Source organism: Enterobacter sp. RIT418 (genome assembly GCF_003057745.1).
Lineage (GTDB): Bacteria > Pseudomonadota > Gammaproteobacteria > Enterobacterales > Enterobacteriaceae > Enterobacter.
Genome location: NZ_QBJD02000015.1, coordinates 56,391 through 71,627, shown reverse-complemented (window position 1 = coordinate 71,627; position 15,237 = coordinate 56,391). Strand labels below are relative to the sequence as shown.

Sequence of the window (15,237 nt, the reverse complement as noted above, 5' to 3'; positions counted from 1 at the left end):
CGTTCAACTTGTGTTATTCAATCATTCGGTAACGACGTTGCCACGTCACAATTTCACCGGCTTCATTATTCACCTGAAGCTGGCTCACCACGCGAAGCGTTAGCTCATCGGTATTCCCGGTGTAGCTGACGCGAAAATATCGGCTGTTGATGGCGAGAAACTCGGCCACCTGGGGTAAATCATCCTTCAACTGCGGGAAGGTCTGCTCCAGCGCTTTGCTGAACGCCTCCATATTTTCCCAGCCCGCTTCCGGACGCGATTCAATCAGCCGCGCCGCGTCGTCCTGGGTTATTTTTCCAGGGAACATCGCCGCCAGAATGGCCGCCTGCTCCGGCTTCAGGGTGTTCACGTCCACTTTGCTCGCCGAATCCGGCAGCGCGCACAGCAGCCGGCTCACCTTCGGGTAGGCCGCCGCCGGGAAGGCGGGCAGCAGCTTGATCTCCGAGATGGCGCGCATCATCTGGTTCGCGGGCTGACGCGCGGGCACCAGCCCCGACCAGGCGTCGCTCTCGGCCCCGTCCTTACTCGTGGTAGCGTCTCCGTCCAGGTAGTCCACCAGCTGCTGATAGATCTCTTCCGCCGCGGTATGGCTCACGCCGCTGTCGGTGAGGATCTGCTCGAGAATCAGCTCCCTGCGCGGCTTTTGCGGCACGCCGCTTTCCGCCTGCCCCTGTGCGGCTTTTTCAACTGCCAGCAGGTTGTTGACGTTAAAGCAGTCCTGCGCGTCCTCGACCTGGCCGACCACCGTGTAGTCGTCGCCCTGCGTCTCCAGCGGCTGATGCCACGCCCCTTCAGGATCGAGCGCCTTGCTTTCGCCGCTGGCGTCTTCCTGCAGGCGATCCTTGATCGCCTTTTCCTGGGCCTGCATCGCCCAGCGCAGCTGCTGCTGGCTGACCTGGTAGTGCGTCTTTTGCAGGTTGCGGCAGAACTGCTGGCTGATTTTCGCCGCCAGCGCGGACATCATCACCAGCAGGATCAGCACCACCAGCAGGGCAACGCCGCGTTGTTTGCGTAATGCGTTCATGGTTTCACGTCCGGCACGGGTTGCGGGGCGGGCGCGGCGTCCGGCAACGGCGCAGCCTCCGCCGTCGGGGCGGGCGCACTCTCCGGCGCGGCCGCCTGCGGCACATCGCCCGGGGTGGTAAACACCCAGCGCCACGTATCGCCGTTGTTCATCGTCAGCGTCAGCTCCACGCCGTCCGGCTGGTGCGCGGAGTCCGTCCAGCTTTTCAGCCAGCCCTTGCGGTAGAAGCGCCAGCTAAGGGATTTCACCTCGTTAACGATCGGCACTGCGTCGGGCTTCACGTCCGCCGGGCCGTCAATCGCCGGCCAGACGTCACGGTATAAACGCCCCTCTTCCAGCCGCCAGCGCACGCGCTCCAGCTGCACGGTTCCGCTCACGCCGTTCAGCGTGGTCAGCTCGACGGTGTCGCCGTCCTGACGAAACAGATCCGGCTCGTTGCGCGGCGCGCGGGGCTGGAGCTGAAAGAAATCACGCTCCAGCAGGCTCCAGGCGCGCTGCACCTGGTTGAGCTTTGCCGCGCTGGCATCGGTGGCCGAACTGGTGCGCATGGCCCCGTCAAGAATTTGCCAGGCCAGCGTGCTGATCACGGCAAAAATGGTCAGCGCAATCATGATCTCCAGCAGGGTAAACCCGCGCTGGCGCTGCGTTTTATTCACTTGCTCTCTCCCGGCGGGATAATCTGCAGGGCAATCGCGGGCTGGCTTTCGTCGCCTTCGGCATACACGCGGATCGCGTTCGCCCAGCGGTTATCCGCCGTTTTCACCCGCTGCTTGCGCCAGTTCCAGCTGCGCCCGCCCATGATTTCCGTGCCCTGCTGTTCCGCATCGGGGAAATCGCTCTTCGTCAGCTGCGCCTCGGCGAGCTGGTTCTCCGCCACCCAGCTCGCCTGCAGCGTTTCGGCCAGGCCGTGGGTGAAACGGACGTTCAGGGAGACGGAGTTCATCAGCGCCAGCGCCGCGGTGGAGAAGATCACCAGTGCGACCATCACCTCCAGCAGCGTCATCCCTTTTTGCTTTGCCTTGCCCTTAGTCATCGTTTTCTACCGATACCGGCGCCGCTCCTTGCGACACCACGCGAAAATGGTGCTGCTTGTCGTGGCTTTGCAGGGTGAGCGTAAACCGGCCGATCTCACCGTCAGGCAAAAACAGCACCTGCGGCTCGCTGTCCACCGTAGCGGCCAGGCGCTGAGGCGACAGCGAAACGTACATGTCGGGCGGAAAATCGCCTTTCGTCGTGATACGTCCGGCGGATAATGGCACCCAGCGGCGTTCGCCCTGCTTATCTTCCAGGGTCACCAGCTGATATTGATCGGTGGTCACGACCAGCCCGACAATATTTCCGTCCATTACCGCACGGTCAGAGCCATAATCAACGAGGGCTTTTAATTGCTGGCCAAAAATATCCGCACCGCTGCGTGAAGGTATGGTTGACACCACCATCATGGCGCAGCTGGCAAATATCACCAGGGCCAGAATAATTTCCAGCAACGTAAAGCCGCGTTGTTTTTTCATTATTTCTCTTTTTTATCCAGAGACCAGTTGGTAATGTCATCGGCGGTATTCGCTTCGCCGTCCGGGCCTGCGGAAAATACGTCCACTGCGCCGTGCTCACCCGGGCTCACCATCAGATAATCGCTGCCCCACGGGTCCTGCGGCAGGCGGCGAATATAGCCGTCGGCGCGGTAGCCGTTCGGGATTGGCGCGATTTCCGGCTTGGTGACCAGCGCCTGCAGGCCCTGCTCCGTGGTGGGATAGCGGTGGTTATCCAGCTTGTACATATCCAGCGAACCTTCCAGCGCGACAATATCGCTGGTGGCCTTTTGCGCGTCGGCTTTTTCTTTATTACCCATTAAGTTGGGCACAACCATACTCGCCAACACGCCGAGAATAACAATAACCACCATTAATTCGAGCAAGGTGAAGCCCGCCTGGCGAGCCAGGTTTTTACGTTTTAAAGCCATGATTTAACCTACCATATTATTAAGTTGCAGAAGCGGTTGTAATATTGACAGGACGATGAATAAAACAATCGTCGCCATACTCACCACCAGCGCCGGTTCAAATACCGACAGCGTTAACGTGATTCGATGTTGTAAAGCCGATTCCTGGTTTTCCGCCGCGCGGTCCATTAAATTGCCTAATTCCCCGCTCTCTTCGCCGGAGGCAATCATATACAGCATGGTGGGCGGAAACAGTTTCGCCTGATCCAGCGCGGCATACAGTGAGGCCCCCTGGCGCACGGTATCCGCCGCCTGCTCGAGCACCTGCCGGGCATAGAGGTTTTCGATACCGTCCATCGCGATATACATCCCCTCCAGCAGCGGCACGCTGCTCGCCTGAAGAATGCTCAGCGTGCGGATGTAGCGGGCGCTGTTGATGGCGCACACCAGCTTTTTGATCGGCGATCCGTTGACCAGCCAGCTGTTCCACTTAAAGCGGTTTTTGGCGTTCTTAAGCCAGGCCTTAAAGCCGATAAACCCGCCGACCAGCGCGCCGACGATATACATGCCGTAGGCCTGGAGGAAGTCACTCACCGCGATCAGCGTGCGGGTGGTGATCGGCAGCTGCTGCTTCATGTGGGTGAACTGTTCGATCACCTGCGGCACCACCGCCACCAGCAGGATGCTGATGACCGCGATGGCCACCACCGTCAGGGTGATCGGGTAGACCATCGCCTGCGTCAGCTTGCTTTTCATCTTCTGGCGCTGCTCGTTGTACTCCGCCAGCTTTTCCAGCACGTCGCCCAGGTGGCCGGTTTTTTCTCCGGCCATCACCAGGGTGCAGTAGAGCTTGTCGAAGGTGCGCGGGAACTGGCTAAACGCGTCAAACAGCGTATGGCCTTCCACTACCTTTTCGCGGATCTCCACCACCATCGCCGCGAGCTTTTTATCTTCCGTCTGCTTTGAGATTGCCTTCAGCGCGCTTTCGAGCGGCAGCGACGCGTTGACCAGCGTCGACAGCTGGCGGGTAAACATCGACAGCACCGGCGTCGAGAGCTTAACGCCCGTCTTCGCCTTGCCGGCCTCCGCCTTCTCGCGGGTTTCACTGATGCTGACCGGCATCAGCTTTTGCTCGCGCAGCCACTGGCGCACCTGCTTTTGCCCTTCGGCCTGCTGGGTACCGCGGCGGGTTTTCCCCGCCATGTCCGTCGCCGTCCACGCGTAGAGGGCCATTACTCATCCCCCCCGCGTTCGGCGGTGACGCGCATCACCTCTTCCAGCGACGTGACGCCGGAAATCACCTTCAGCAGCCCGTTTTCGCGCAGGCTGTAGGCCTGCTTAAACAGCTGCGTTTCGAGGGACATTTCGTCTTTATCCTCGTGGATGGCGCGACGCATGGCGGTATCCACCACCAGAAACTCGTGAATGCCCGCGCGGCCCTGATAGCCGCTTTGACGGCAGTGCTCGCACCCCACCGCGCGATAAATCGCCTTCGGCGGCGTCTCCATAAAGCTGAACAGCGCCTTTTCATTGGCGTCCAGCGGACTGGTGGTCCGGCAGTGGGTACACAGCCGACGCACCAGACGCTGGGCAATGACGCCGAGCAGCGACGAACCGATCAAAAATGACTCCAGCCCCATGTCGCGCAGGCGCGTGATGGCGCCCGCCGCGCTGTTGGTGTGCAGCGTAGACATGACCAGGTGACCGGTGAGCGACGCCTGCACCGCGATTTGCGCGGTTTCGCCGTCACGAATTTCCCCGATCATCACCACGTCCGGGTCCTGGCGCAGGATCGCGCGCAGCCCGCGGGCAAAGGTCATGTCCACGCGCGGGTTGACCTGCGTCTGCCCCACCCCTTCCAGCTCGTACTCGATCGGATCTTCGACGGTCAGAATATTGCGCTCATGGCCGTTCAGCGCCGACAGAATGGCGTACAGGGTGGTACTTTTACCGGAGCCAGTCGGTCCGGTGACCAGGATAATGCCGTGCGGGCGGTCGATCAGCCCCTTGAGCTTCTCCAGCTCTTCATCAATCAGCCCAAGCTTGTTGATATCCGGCTTGAGGTTGGATTTATCCAGCAGGCGCATTACCACGCGCTCGCCGTACTGCGACGGAATGGTCGACACGCGCACGTCGATCGCCTTGCGGCCGATGCGCAGCGAGATACGGCCATCCTGCGGCAGGCGCTTTTCGGCGATGTCGAGCTTTGACATGACCTTAATGCGCGACACCAGCAGCGGCGCGAGCTTGCGCGCGGGCTGCAGCACCGGGCGCAGCACGCCGTCGACGCGAAAGCGGATGCTCAGCGTGCGCTCGAACGTTTCGATATGAATATCGGACGCGCCGTCCTTCACCGCCTCGCCGAGAATGGCGTTGATCAGGCGGATGACCGGCGAGTTTTCGTCGTTTTCCAGCAGATCCTCGTTGTCCGGGATCTCCTCGGTCAGCGCCATCAGATCGATATCGGCGTCCATGTCGTCCACCATCTGCTGGGAGACGCCGCTGTTCTGCTGCCAGATTTTGGTCAGCATCTCCTCGAATGCTTCCGCGCTGAGAATGACGGGCACGAAGGCCCGCCCCAGCACCCGGCGCATCTCCAGCAGGGCAAACGCCGGCGTATCGTCCCGGACAAAGACCTCGTCGTGGTAAAACAAGATGCCGTTGTCCTTTGCGTAGCTGCTGCTGCACAGCGTTCTGCTCAGTTCATCCACGTTGCACCTCCGCGCTACTCTTTAAACGGGTTACGGGAAGCCGCGCCGGTTGATTTCACGGGCGTCACGCTGCTGCTTTTATCGACCGGGAAGGCGGGCAGCACCGGGTTGTCGCTGTTTTCAACGATCCCAAGCTTCTTCTCCTCCATCCGCTGCTGCTGGCGCGCGCGGATCTGATCGTATTTCTCTTTCGATGCGGCGCTGTAGTTGTCGTCATCGCGCAGCACCGTGGTATGGATAAAGACCATCAGGTTGCGCTTGGAGGTGTCCTCCGAGGTGTAGCGGAAAAGCTGCCCGACCAGCGGAATGTCGCCCAGCAGCGGCACTTTCGACACCGTCTGTTTGGTCACGTTTTCCATCAGGCCGCCGAGCACCACCGTCTGGCCGCTGTGGACCATCACTTCGTTGTTGATGGTGCGCGTGTTGAAGGTCGGGCCTAGGCTCGCATCTTCGGTGGCGCTGTTGTCCACGCTGGACACTTCCTGCTCGATCTTCAGATGAATCATGTCGCCGTCGTTAATCTGCGGCACGATCTTAAGCTTGGTACCGACGGTTTTACGCTCAACGGAGTTGAAGACGTTATCGCCGCTGGTGGTCTGGGAGCCGGACAGCACCGGCACGTCCTGACCGACGTTGAACGAGGCCTCTTTGTTATCCAGCGTGACCACGCTTGGCGTAGAAAGAATGTCGTTCTTGGCCCCGGTCGAGAGCGCCGTGAGCAGCGCGCCGAAATCACCGTTAAAGAAGCCGGTGGCCAGGCCGGTAAAGCTTGTGCCCTTCATCGTGCCGTTCTTAATCTGGCTGATCGGCAGCCCGGTCGAGCCGAACTGCACGCCGCCGTGCTTGCCGGTCCACTGCACGCCGAGATCCATGCCGCTGCCGTCCTGCACTTCAGCAATGATCGCTTCCACCAGCACCTGCGGACGACGGATATCCAGCTTGTCGATCACCTTCTCCAGCGAGTTCATCACGTTTGGCTGCGCGGTGATCACCAGTGAGTTGGTTGATTCGTCGGCGGTTATGTTCAGGTCGGTAGACGCTGTCGCCGTTTTGCTCTTCGGCGCGCCGGCTTTGTCCTTCAGCTGCTCGCCGATGCCGGTTAACACCGGAACCACCTTGGTCGCGCTGGCATATTTGAGGTAGAACACGCGGGTGTTCCCCTCGTTGTTCTGCTCGCGATCCAGCTGGCCGATCAGGGAGCGGGTGCGCGCACGCGCGTCTTCCGAGCCGCTGATCACCAGGCTGTTGGTCTCGTCGTCCGCGACCACTTTGGTGGCCAGCTGCGGCGCGTTTTGCCCTTTTTGCTCTTCGTTGTTGAGGTTGTTCAACATGTCGGAGAGCCCCTTCGCGGAGGCATAGCGCAGCGGCACGATTTCGCGGCGCTGAACGCCGTCTTTATCCACGCGCTGCACCAGGTCCACCAGGCGGTTTACCACCGACGCTTTGCCGGTTAACAGCAGCACGTTCGACGGCTCGAAGTGCACCACGTTGCCGATCCCGGTCGCATCGTTCAGCTGGCGCAGCAGCGGGGCCAGCTCGCGCACCGGCACGTTCTCCATGCGCACAACGCGGGTGATGATCTCATCGCCCTTGCCCGGGTTTTTGCTGTCCGCGAGCGGCGCACCGGCGGTGCGGGCTACGCTTGAGCGCACAACTTTGACCATGCCGTTATCCATCGGGATCACCGACAGACCGTACAGGTCCAGCACGCTCAGGAAGAACTGATAATATTCGTCTTCCGTCAGCACGTTATAGGTTCTGACCGATACCGTGCCCTGAACGGAAGGATCGACCAGAATGGTTTTATTAAGGTTACGCCCGACGGTATCGATAAATTCTCGAATATCGGTATTTTTAAAGCTGGCGCTAAAGTTGGCTGCAAGCAGCGAACCGGAATATAACGACAATGCGGTCAGCGCCACGCACGCCCAAGGAAATTTCTTCATGTCTGTACACTTGTTAATTGTTTAGAACATTGACCCGAATATTTTCAAGGTGAGCGTGACGTCTTACGACGACCTCCGCTTCTTTCATTTTCGACCAACTGGCAATAATATTTTTTGCCTCAGCTTCTTTGGTCATATCGACAGAATTGACTTTTACCGCCACGTCGCCTTTTTTCAGCCCTGAATGGCTGAAGAAAGCGGAGGCATTCCTTGGGTTTATGTTGTAGCCTTCCAGCTGGCCCTTTTCGATAACCGGCTTTAACACCAGATAATCATTGAGGTGCAGGCTGTCAGCGCCCGCGTCTTTTGTCGATTTGGTTACCGGGCCGCTGTCAACGCCGCCCTTGAAGTAATCTGGTTTTTTTAACGCCAGAACCTGTGTGGCCCCTTCATAATTGACCACCACATTATCTTGATTAATTTCTTCCACATACGCGTCGTTAAACCCCGTCAGGCTTTCCCCTTCTCGGTAGCTTTTCTGCCCTGATGGCGTCTTGATGACGGCGAAGGAGAGCCAGGATTCATCGCTGCTGACAATGCCTTCAATCTCGGCGGAGAGCGGCGCTTTTGCCGCAGCGGCGAGCGCATCCTGACGGACGGCGGCATTAAACAGGGTGAACGCGTTTTCTTCCTGACGCTTTATTTGCGGCTTTACGTTCGCAAGCGCCCGCCTGGTAGATTGTTTTTTATAATCCTTAAAGATGACGTATCCCTGGTGACCGCAAAACAATAGCGTCACAAACATAATACAGGGCATTATCAACCTGGAAAGAAATGAGAACCTCATTTTCATCTGGCCTTTAGCAAAGCGAAAAAAAGCAGCGTTATGCTGCGCCAATATGTGAAGTAGATAGTAATTATCCGGCTGTAAATCGACCACTTGCTTCGCCATTAACTTTAATAAAGAAAAATATTGACCCAATAAATACGTGATGTTAGATAGCGGGAACAGGTTATTTTTACCCTGATTGCAAATTGACCATCACCCCGCCTTACCTTACTTTTTCGCCCTAATGCTATTCATGTAAAGAGACGGTAAGTCGTATGTATCAGAGTCATTTTCATTTCCAGAATCCGCCGTTCAAAAAGGTCACTCGCGCCTCGGGTGATTTTTTTGTGCCTTATCATCAGGACGTTTTTAACCTGCTGAAAGAGAAGATCCAGCAGGCGGGTATTACCGGACTCTTTTGCAACGACGCGCCGCTGCTGGGCCAGTTCAGCGATGCGCTGAAATCCCACGGCCGCAACGTCCTCGCGATTAATGCCTTTCCAAAATTGAGCGCCAGTAGCCTGCTGTACAAGCTCAATCCAGGCACCAAAGAGAGTAAGAATCGCATTCACGCCGTTGATGCGGTGCTGCGCCAGTGGCAGGAAGATCCCTCTTCCCGCAAGGCGAACGGTAAAGTGCTGGTTATTACCCACGTGGAAGCGATGAAAGAGAGCTGCCATGAGGTCCTGGGCATGCTGCTGACCCGCGCCCATGAGCTGGAGTTTCAATTATCCATCGTCCTGATGGGCGCCGCCGCTCAGGAAGCCGAACTGATGCAGCGCTCAGGGCTCAAAGAGTATGTGCATACCCACCACGCGCTGCGCGCCATGACCTGCCGCGAAACCCTGAGCTACGTTCAGGCGCAGTGCGACGAGCACGGCTGCGAAAATTCCCCGCTGGTACCGGCGCGCGTGCGCAAAATGCATACCCTGACCAAAGGGAACATCACGTCATTTAACGCGCTGGCGCATCTTGCCCTGCTCGCCGCCTGGACCGAACGCGCCCCGGCAGTGAGCCCTCGGCACCTGCGCCTGGCCGCGGGCGAAATCCTCCCGGCAAAAAAACACGGTAAGCGCCTGGCAACCGTGGGACTGTTTGCCTCGGTGCTTTTCGCCGCCTGCGGCTGGTATCAAACCGCCTTCATTAGTGCCAGATTGCCCGTCGCGCTGCCGATCCCGGCGAGCTGGAAACAGCCCAAGCCGCAGGTTCAGGCGCCGGTTGTTCCGGTCATCGATAATGAAATGGTTAACCAGCCGGACGCCATGCATCAGCTTTACCTGATGTGGGGATACGATGCCTCCGCCGATGACGCGCTGTGCCAGAACGCGTCGAAGGTCAACCTGACGTGCAGGCAGGGAAATGCCCCGCTGGCGGAGCTGGGGAAAGAGGGCTATCCGTGGGTCGGAGAAATCACCACTGGCAACCACCTGAACTATGCTGTTGTCGCCCGCGTGGGCGATCGCACCCTGGATCTGCTGATGAACGGGAAAACCTGGCAGGTGAGCCGCAGCTGGTATAACCAGCACGCCACCGGCAACTATACGCTGCTGCACCGCCTGACGCCGGAAGGCAAAGACGCCATCAGCGCGGCCAGCGACGGCAAAGATCTCGCCTGGCTCGATCGGCAGCTCAGCCTGGCGCTGGGAATGCCGGAAACCCACGCGCAGGCGTGGACCGCGGAGTTAATGAAGCGCACCCGCGCGTTCCAGGAGAAACTGAACCTGCACGTGGACGGTATTCCGGGTGAAGATACCCTGATGCAGCTGATGCGTGAAACTCACGCTACGCCAAGCGTACTGATACAGGCTCCCCAAACGACGGCGGGCGCAACCCCCCAGGAGAAACACGCATAATGTCTACGATCTGTCTCGCTGCCCAGCGCAGCTATGAGACTGGGGAAGCGGTGTGGTTTTCATACCGTTTTCCCAGTCTGAAAAAGGTCTTCGGCAACACGTTTTTGTGGATGCTGGGGATCGCCGCCGTGATTATCGCCGGGCTTTACGCCCACGTTTACTGGAACCTGCGCCATCCCGCGCCGGAACCGGTTAAGGTGAACACGACGAAACCGGAAACGTCGCTTTCGGACATGCACTACGTGTACGTAAGCAAGCCGTTCCCGCACCCGCAGCCGAAACCCATTCCGGTACATGAAGACGTTCCGCCCATGCAGGATATGCCGATTAACGGCGATGACGCGGACTGGCAGCAGGCGCCCGACGGCAATCTGGACGCGCCGCACGATACGTCGCGCGATACGCTTCCCGGAACGGAAGAGCACGATTCACCGGCTTCAGGCGCGGATGATGACAGCGCATCGTTAAAAACGCTGTTTATGCAGGCGCTAAAAGAACAAGAGCAAGATTATTCTCAAGGAAAAATACCTGCGCCACCAACCGATGAGACGCAGGGTAATGTCGAGGTGAAGGAAGAACAGCAGAAAATAACAAGGCCCCCTTTTATTGAAAAGAGGACCGGCGGAAGCCATTAATATTTTTCAGGCAGGTTGGTGAGGTTCAGGAGACGTCCTTTCTCCACCACAATGTATTGCCCTTTCTTTAAATCGGAAAGGATTTTAATAATGGTGCTGCGAGCCAGGTTGGTGTATTCCTGAATATAGTCATAAACGTTAATATCGCGCTGGTGATGGACGATCAGCTCATTTATTTCTAATAAAAACTCGCGTACGACGGAATACGCGCTGCGGGCAACCAGTACATCGTCACGCTTGCTGAGCATGCAGATATACCAGGAGAGCACTTTTGTCAGCTGTGGCCACAGGCCTTTCTCGGTCATCAGGCGCATAAACTCTTCTTTGTCGATGGAGCGAACAACCGTGTTGCCGCGCACCAGGCCGTACATGTGGGACGAGTTATAAAAGATTGAGGAAAGACCAAAAATACACTGGCCCTGTAAGGTGAACATGCAAAGTTCATCCGATTCACGACGAAATTCGACGTCGCCACTGACGATGATATGAATTTTTCCTGAATCAGACGTGGAGATTTTCTGCCATTTCTTTAACGTTTTTTCTTCATAACCTGACGTCGCAGAAATAATGGTTTCCATCTCTTGTTGTGGACGTAATTTTTTACCGTAGATGCTTAATATTGTTATACCCGTTTAAGATGTAATTTAAGATTATCTGCGGCCACGGATAATACCAGGGCCACGAATGCATTCCTGATGAATACGTAAATAAAATAGAGAAAGTACTACTTAATGATTATATTTTTGCAATTACTTAGCAGGCTATGTGTCTATATTAATCGCGGGTAATTTTAAGTCAATTAACTAAAAGTTAATTGAGATTGTACTTAAGATTAATCTTACTTAAAGAGAGAAAAATCAGCCCTTTCGGAGGCAATCCCGAAGGATTACCCCTGTCCGTATTTCTCCAGAAGCGCTTCGGCAATCGCCATCGTCTCCACGTCCGCAGCGCCGTTCCACAGCTGCGGGCGAAAATGCATCTGAAACGCCATGATGACCCTTTTCAGCTGCTGCGGCGTACCGTTGTCAGGCACCTCATAGCCGTAGCGCGCCAGCAGGTCGAGCAAGGCGCTCTGCTCGACTGCCTGAAAGCGAGGGCGCCCGTTCATGTAAAACGCCACCCGATCGGCGTCAGGCCATGCGCCAATGCCCTGCCTGTGCAGCGCTTCCCACGGGAACAGCGGGCCGGGATCGTCCTTACGCTGCGGGGCGATATCCGCGTGCGCGACCACGTTTTCGGGCTTGATGCTATAGCGCGCGATGATGTCTTTAGCGAGCGGGATCAGGGCGCTGATTTGCGCAGGTTCAAACGGCGTAAAGCGCTTCTGCCCGTTAATCATCTGCCAGCCGCGGTTTTCCAGCTCAATGCCGACGGAAGTGTCGTTAATGCGGTTCGTCCCGCGCCAGAAGCTGATTCCCGCGTGCCAGGCCAGTTCGCTTTCGGGCACCAGCTGCCAGATGCGCGGCTTGCCGTCAGGCGCTGGCGGCCTGGCGGGGATAAGATAGTGGGAGCTGACGTTTTTATCGGTGAGGGTAGCAAGCGAGGTGTCAAAATCATCGGCGGTATAGTGAATAACCAGCACCTTTATGCGCGGGTAGGCCGCCTGCGCCTGGTGGCGGGTATCCAGCTCGTAGGCGCCTTTATCAACCACGCCTTTTTCCGTGGCGCATCCTGCCAGCATCATCGCCAGCAGGACGGCGGCAAGCGAGCGCTTCATCGGCGGGTTTTCACCGCCGTGCCGCTGACGCTCACCATCAGCATGCTGGCGTCTTTGCCGACCGTTTCGTAATCAATATCAATCCCGACGACCGCATCCGCGCCGAGCGCTTTGGCCTGTTCGCCGAGCTCCTTAAAGGCGATTTCGCGCGCTTTACGCAGCTCCTTTTCATACGCTCCAGAACGCCCGCCGACGATGTCGCGGATGCCGGCAAAAAAGTCGCGGAAGATGTTGGCGCCAAGAATCGCTTCGCCGGTGACGACGCCGCAATATTCAATGATGGGTTGCCCTTCCAGGGTAGGCGTGGTTGAAAATTGCATACTTTCTCTCCTTCTTTAGCGTTCAATGCGTTAGCAACTGCATTATCGGTTCGTTACGCTATGATTGAAAGGATAGTTAATAAATAAGGAAATCAACATGCGCTACTCTGCTTTAACGCTTTTAGTGCCGTGTGCGCTGGTGCTCAGCGCGTGCACCACGGTCACGCCTGCTTTTAAGGATATTGGAACCCGCAGCGGCCCTTGTATTGACGGCGGCCCGGACGCCGTGGCGCAGCAGTTCTACGATTATCGTATTCAGCATCGCGGTAACGATCTCACCGCCCTGCGCCCATACCTGAGCGATGGTCTGGCAAAACTGCTGAACGACGCGGCGCGCGATCCGCAGCATGACGCGCTGCTCAAATCCGATCCGTTCTCCAGCCGCGCCACCCTGCCGGACAGCGCCGACGTCGCCAGCGCCTCTACCATTCCGAACACCGATGCCCGCAACATCCCCCTGCGCGTGAAGCTGACCCAGGGCAGCCAGACCTGGCAGGATGAGGTGCTGATGATCCGCGAAGGCCAGTGCTGGGCCGTGGACGACGTACGGTACATCGGCGGCAGCGTACACGCCCCGGCGGGCACGCTTCGCCAGTCGATTGAAAACCGCTAAAACGCAGCCCTAAAATTGTTACCCCCGTAAAATGTCCGGCATTTCATGCGGAATGCCGACATTTATTCTCGCCCCCCCTGCCGTTCCCTATTTTGTGCTATGTTTAGATCAGAATACGGGTTATATTTAACTTTTAACGCAGAAATATTGCATAACTATTCTGTCAACGGTACTATCTGCGGCCTCAATTGCTATAGATTGCCTGGATGAGTAAAGACTGCCCCGATGAGTATTAAACTAAACGGCATTAACTGCTTCTACGGCGCACACCAGGCGCTGTTTGACATCACGCTGAACTGCCCGGAAGGCGAAACGCTGGTTTTGCTTGGCCCAAGCGGCGCGGGAAAAAGCTCTCTTTTGCGTGTTCTTAATCTGCTTGAAATGCCGCGCTCCGGCACGCTGGCGATCGCGGGTAATCATTTCGACTTTGCCAAAACGCCTTCCGATAAAGCGATTCGCGAACTGCGTCAAAACGTTGGCATGGTTTTCCAGCAGTACAATCTTTGGCCGCACCTGACCGTGCTGCAAAACCTGATCGAGGCCCCGTGCCGCGTGCTGGGCTTAAGCAAAGACCAGGCGATGGCGCGTGCCGAAAAGCTGCTCGAGCGCCTGCGCCTTAAGCCATACAGCGATCGCTATCCGCTGCACCTGTCCGGCGGGCAGCAGCAGCGCGTGGCCATTGCCCGCGCGCTGATGATGGAGCCGGCGGTGCTGCTGTTCGATGAGCCGACCGCCGCGCTGGACCCGGAAATTACCGCCCAAATCGTCAGCATTATCCGCGAGCTGGCGGAAACCAACATTACTCAGGTCATCGTGACCCACGAAGTGGAAGTGGCGCGCAAAACCGCCAGCCGCGTGGTCTACATGGAAAACGGGTATATCGTTGAGCAAGGTGACGCGAGCTGCTTTAGCAACCCGCAAACCGACGCCTTCAAAAACTACTTATCTCACTGATGTGTTAGGGAAAAATGATAATGAAAAAAGTATTGATTGCCGCGCTGCTCGCAAGCGTCAGCCTTTCCGCTACCGCAGCTCAGACCATTCGCTTCGCTACCGAGGCGTCTTACCCTCCGTTTGAATCCATCGATGCCAACAACAAGATCGTTGGCTTCGACGTCGATCTGGCTAACGCGCTGTGCAAAGAGATTGATGCAACCTGCACCTTCAGCAACCAGGCGTTTGACAGCCTGATCCCAAGCCTGAAGTTCCGCCGCATTGACGCGGTGATGGCCGGCATGGACATCACGCCAGAACGTGAAAAGCAGGTTCTGTTCAGCACCCCTTACTACGACAACTCCGCGCTGTTCATCGGTCAGAAAGGCAAATTCACCGCGATTGACCAGCTGAAAGGCAAGAAGGTTGGCGTGCAGAACGGCACCACGCACCAGAAATTCATCATGGATAAACATCCGGAAATCACCACCGTGCCTTACGACAGCTACCAGAACGCGAAGCTGGATCTGCAAAACGGCCGTATTGACGGCGTGTTTGGCGATACCGCCGTAGTGACCGAATGGCTGAAAGCGAACGACAAGCTGGCGCCAGTCGGCGACAAAGTGACCGATAAGGCCTACTTCGGCACCGGCCTGGGCATCGCGGTTCGTCAGGGCAACACCGAGCTGCAGCAGAAATTCAACGCTGCGCTGGAAAAAGTGAAGAAAGACGGCACCTACGAAACCATCTACAAAAAATGGTTCCAGAAGTAATTCC

General features: G+C 57.2%; 17 protein-coding genes. 5 read left to right on the top strand and 12 right to left on the bottom strand.

What is annotated here, in order from left to right; genetic code table 11:
• Positions 1-13 precede the first annotated feature (13 nt).
• From gspK to gspC, 9 genes are read right to left on the bottom strand one after another with little or no spacing between them, the layout of a single operon-like run.
• Positions 14-1,024, bottom strand: a complete 1,011-nt coding sequence (gene gspK, locus DBY73_RS17095) for a type II secretion system minor pseudopilin GspK (RefSeq protein WP_112012265.1) — start codon at positions 1,022-1,024, stop codon at positions 14-16.
• Complete coding sequence (gene gspJ / locus DBY73_RS17090) at positions 1,021-1,680, bottom strand: type II secretion system minor pseudopilin GspJ (RefSeq protein WP_112012264.1); 660 nt, start codon at positions 1,678-1,680, stop codon at positions 1,021-1,023. Before gspJ ends, gspK begins: the two co-directional genes overlap by 4 nt.
• A complete protein-coding gene (gene gspI, locus DBY73_RS17085) occupies positions 1,677-2,057 on the bottom strand; it encodes a type II secretion system minor pseudopilin GspI (protein WP_112012263.1) in 381 nt (126 codons plus the stop codon). The genes gspJ and gspI overlap by 4 nt, the downstream gene beginning before the upstream one ends.
• Positions 2,050-2,535 (bottom strand): type II secretion system minor pseudopilin GspH, encoded by a 486-nt coding sequence (gene gspH / locus DBY73_RS17080; protein WP_112012262.1) that lies wholly within the window; start codon positions 2,533-2,535, stop codon positions 2,050-2,052. The genes gspI and gspH overlap by 8 nt, the downstream gene beginning before the upstream one ends.
• Positions 2,535-2,984: a type II secretion system major pseudopilin GspG gene (gene gspG, locus DBY73_RS17075; RefSeq protein ID WP_112012261.1), complete on the bottom strand. Its 450-nt coding sequence runs from the start codon at positions 2,982-2,984 to the stop codon at positions 2,535-2,537. Before gspG ends, gspH begins: the two co-directional genes overlap by 1 nt.
• Before the next feature lie 3 nt (positions 2,985-2,987).
• The gene (gene gspF / locus DBY73_RS17070; RefSeq protein WP_112012260.1) at positions 2,988-4,196 is read right to left on the bottom strand and encodes a type II secretion system inner membrane protein GspF; all 1,209 of its coding nucleotides are present in this window, start codon (positions 4,194-4,196) and stop codon (positions 2,988-2,990) included.
• Positions 4,196-5,674: a type II secretion system ATPase GspE gene (gene gspE / locus DBY73_RS17065; RefSeq protein ID WP_112012259.1), complete on the bottom strand. Its 1,479-nt coding sequence runs from the start codon at positions 5,672-5,674 to the stop codon at positions 4,196-4,198. The genes gspF and gspE overlap by 1 nt, the downstream gene beginning before the upstream one ends.
• Before the next feature lie 14 nt (positions 5,675-5,688).
• Positions 5,689-7,620: a type II secretion system secretin GspD gene (gene gspD, locus DBY73_RS17060; protein WP_112012258.1), complete on the bottom strand. Its 1,932-nt coding sequence runs from the start codon at positions 7,618-7,620 to the stop codon at positions 5,689-5,691.
• A 13-nt stretch (positions 7,621-7,633) separates the two neighbouring features.
• Positions 7,634-8,365 (bottom strand): type II secretion system protein GspC, encoded by a 732-nt coding sequence (gspC, locus tag DBY73_RS17055; protein ID WP_112012307.1) that lies wholly within the window; start codon positions 8,363-8,365, stop codon positions 7,634-7,636.
• A gap of 299 nt (positions 8,366-8,664) precedes the next feature.
• Between gspC and DBY73_RS17050 the strand changes: the two genes are divergently transcribed.
• Both DBY73_RS17050 and DBY73_RS17045 read left to right on the top strand, forming a co-directional pair.
• The gene (locus DBY73_RS17050; protein ID WP_112012257.1) at positions 8,665-10,242 is read left to right on the top strand and encodes a peptidoglycan-binding domain-containing protein; all 1,578 of its coding nucleotides are present in this window, start codon (positions 8,665-8,667) and stop codon (positions 10,240-10,242) included.
• Positions 10,242-10,877, top strand: coding sequence for a hypothetical protein (locus DBY73_RS17045; protein ID WP_112012256.1), 636 nt, complete (start codon positions 10,242-10,244; stop codon positions 10,875-10,877). The genes DBY73_RS17050 and DBY73_RS17045 overlap by 1 nt, the downstream gene beginning before the upstream one ends.
• On the opposite strand, the gene DBY73_RS17040 is transcribed toward DBY73_RS17045, so the two are convergent.
• The 3 genes from DBY73_RS17040 to DBY73_RS17030 all read right to left on the bottom strand — a co-directional run bounded on the left by DBY73_RS17040 (position 10,874) and on the right by DBY73_RS17030 (position 12,914).
• Positions 10,874-11,497, bottom strand: coding sequence for a helix-turn-helix domain-containing protein (locus tag DBY73_RS17040; RefSeq protein ID WP_112012255.1), 624 nt, complete (start codon positions 11,495-11,497; stop codon positions 10,874-10,876). The genes DBY73_RS17045 and DBY73_RS17040 overlap by 4 nt on opposite strands.
• Before the next feature lie 266 nt (positions 11,498-11,763).
• Positions 11,764-12,594: an N-acetylmuramoyl-L-alanine amidase gene (locus tag DBY73_RS17035; RefSeq protein WP_112012254.1), complete on the bottom strand. Its 831-nt coding sequence runs from the start codon at positions 12,592-12,594 to the stop codon at positions 11,764-11,766.
• The gene (locus tag DBY73_RS17030) at positions 12,591-12,914 is read right to left on the bottom strand and encodes a heavy metal-binding domain-containing protein (protein ID WP_112012253.1); all 324 of its coding nucleotides are present in this window, start codon (positions 12,912-12,914) and stop codon (positions 12,591-12,593) included. Before DBY73_RS17030 ends, DBY73_RS17035 begins: the two co-directional genes overlap by 4 nt.
• Before the next feature lie 97 nt (positions 12,915-13,011).
• On the opposite strand from DBY73_RS17030, the gene DBY73_RS17025 reads away from it, so the two are divergent.
• The 3 genes from DBY73_RS17025 (at position 13,012) to artI (ending at position 15,233) form a co-directional block, all read left to right on the top strand.
• A complete protein-coding gene (locus tag DBY73_RS17025) occupies positions 13,012-13,527 on the top strand; it encodes a lipoprotein (RefSeq protein WP_112012252.1) in 516 nt (171 codons plus the stop codon).
• Between the two features lie 225 nt (positions 13,528-13,752).
• Positions 13,753-14,481, top strand: a complete 729-nt coding sequence (gene artP, locus DBY73_RS17020) for an arginine ABC transporter ATP-binding protein ArtP (RefSeq protein WP_112012251.1) — start codon at positions 13,753-13,755, stop codon at positions 14,479-14,481.
• Positions 14,482-14,501: 20 nt separating this feature from the next.
• Positions 14,502-15,233, top strand: a complete 732-nt coding sequence (gene artI / locus DBY73_RS17015) for an arginine ABC transporter substrate-binding protein ArtI (protein WP_112012250.1) — start codon at positions 14,502-14,504, stop codon at positions 15,231-15,233.
• Positions 15,234-15,237 lie beyond the last annotated feature (4 nt).

What these genes read in the sequence shown, in the direction of transcription:
- gspK (WP_112012265.1), bottom strand. Translation starts at nt 1,024, where the DNA reads ATGAACGCATTACGCAAACAACGCGGCGTTGCCCTGCTGGTGGTGCTG.
- gspI (WP_112012263.1), bottom strand. Translation starts at nt 2,057, where the DNA reads ATGACTAAGGGCAAGGCAAAGCAAAAAGGGATGACGCTGCTGGAGGTG.
- gspH (WP_112012262.1), bottom strand. Translation starts at nt 2,535, where the DNA reads ATGAAAAAACAACGCGGCTTTACGTTGCTGGAAATTATTCTGGCCCTG.
- gspG (WP_112012261.1), bottom strand. Translation starts at nt 2,984, where the DNA reads ATGGCTTTAAAACGTAAAAACCTGGCTCGCCAGGCGGGCTTCACCTTG.
- gspF (WP_112012260.1), bottom strand. Translation starts at nt 4,196, where the DNA reads ATGGCCCTCTACGCGTGGACGGCGACGGACATGGCGGGGAAAACCCGC.
- gspD (WP_112012258.1), bottom strand. Translation starts at nt 7,620, where the DNA reads ATGAAGAAATTTCCTTGGGCGTGCGTGGCGCTGACCGCATTGTCGTTA.
- gspC (WP_112012307.1), bottom strand. Translation starts at nt 8,365, where the DNA reads ATGTTTGTGACGCTATTGTTTTGCGGTCACCAGGGATACGTCATCTTT.
- DBY73_RS17050 (WP_112012257.1), top strand. Translation starts at nt 8,665, where the DNA reads ATGTATCAGAGTCATTTTCATTTCCAGAATCCGCCGTTCAAAAAGGTC.
- DBY73_RS17045 (WP_112012256.1), top strand. Translation starts at nt 10,242, where the DNA reads ATGTCTACGATCTGTCTCGCTGCCCAGCGCAGCTATGAGACTGGGGAA.
- DBY73_RS17035 (WP_112012254.1), bottom strand. Translation starts at nt 12,594, where the DNA reads ATGAAGCGCTCGCTTGCCGCCGTCCTGCTGGCGATGATGCTGGCAGGA.
- DBY73_RS17030 (WP_112012253.1), bottom strand. Translation starts at nt 12,914, where the DNA reads ATGCAATTTTCAACCACGCCTACCCTGGAAGGGCAACCCATCATTGAA.
- DBY73_RS17025 (WP_112012252.1), top strand. Translation starts at nt 13,012, where the DNA reads ATGCGCTACTCTGCTTTAACGCTTTTAGTGCCGTGTGCGCTGGTGCTC.
- artP (WP_112012251.1), top strand. Translation starts at nt 13,753, where the DNA reads ATGAGTATTAAACTAAACGGCATTAACTGCTTCTACGGCGCACACCAG.
- artI (WP_112012250.1), top strand. Translation starts at nt 14,502, where the DNA reads ATGAAAAAAGTATTGATTGCCGCGCTGCTCGCAAGCGTCAGCCTTTCC.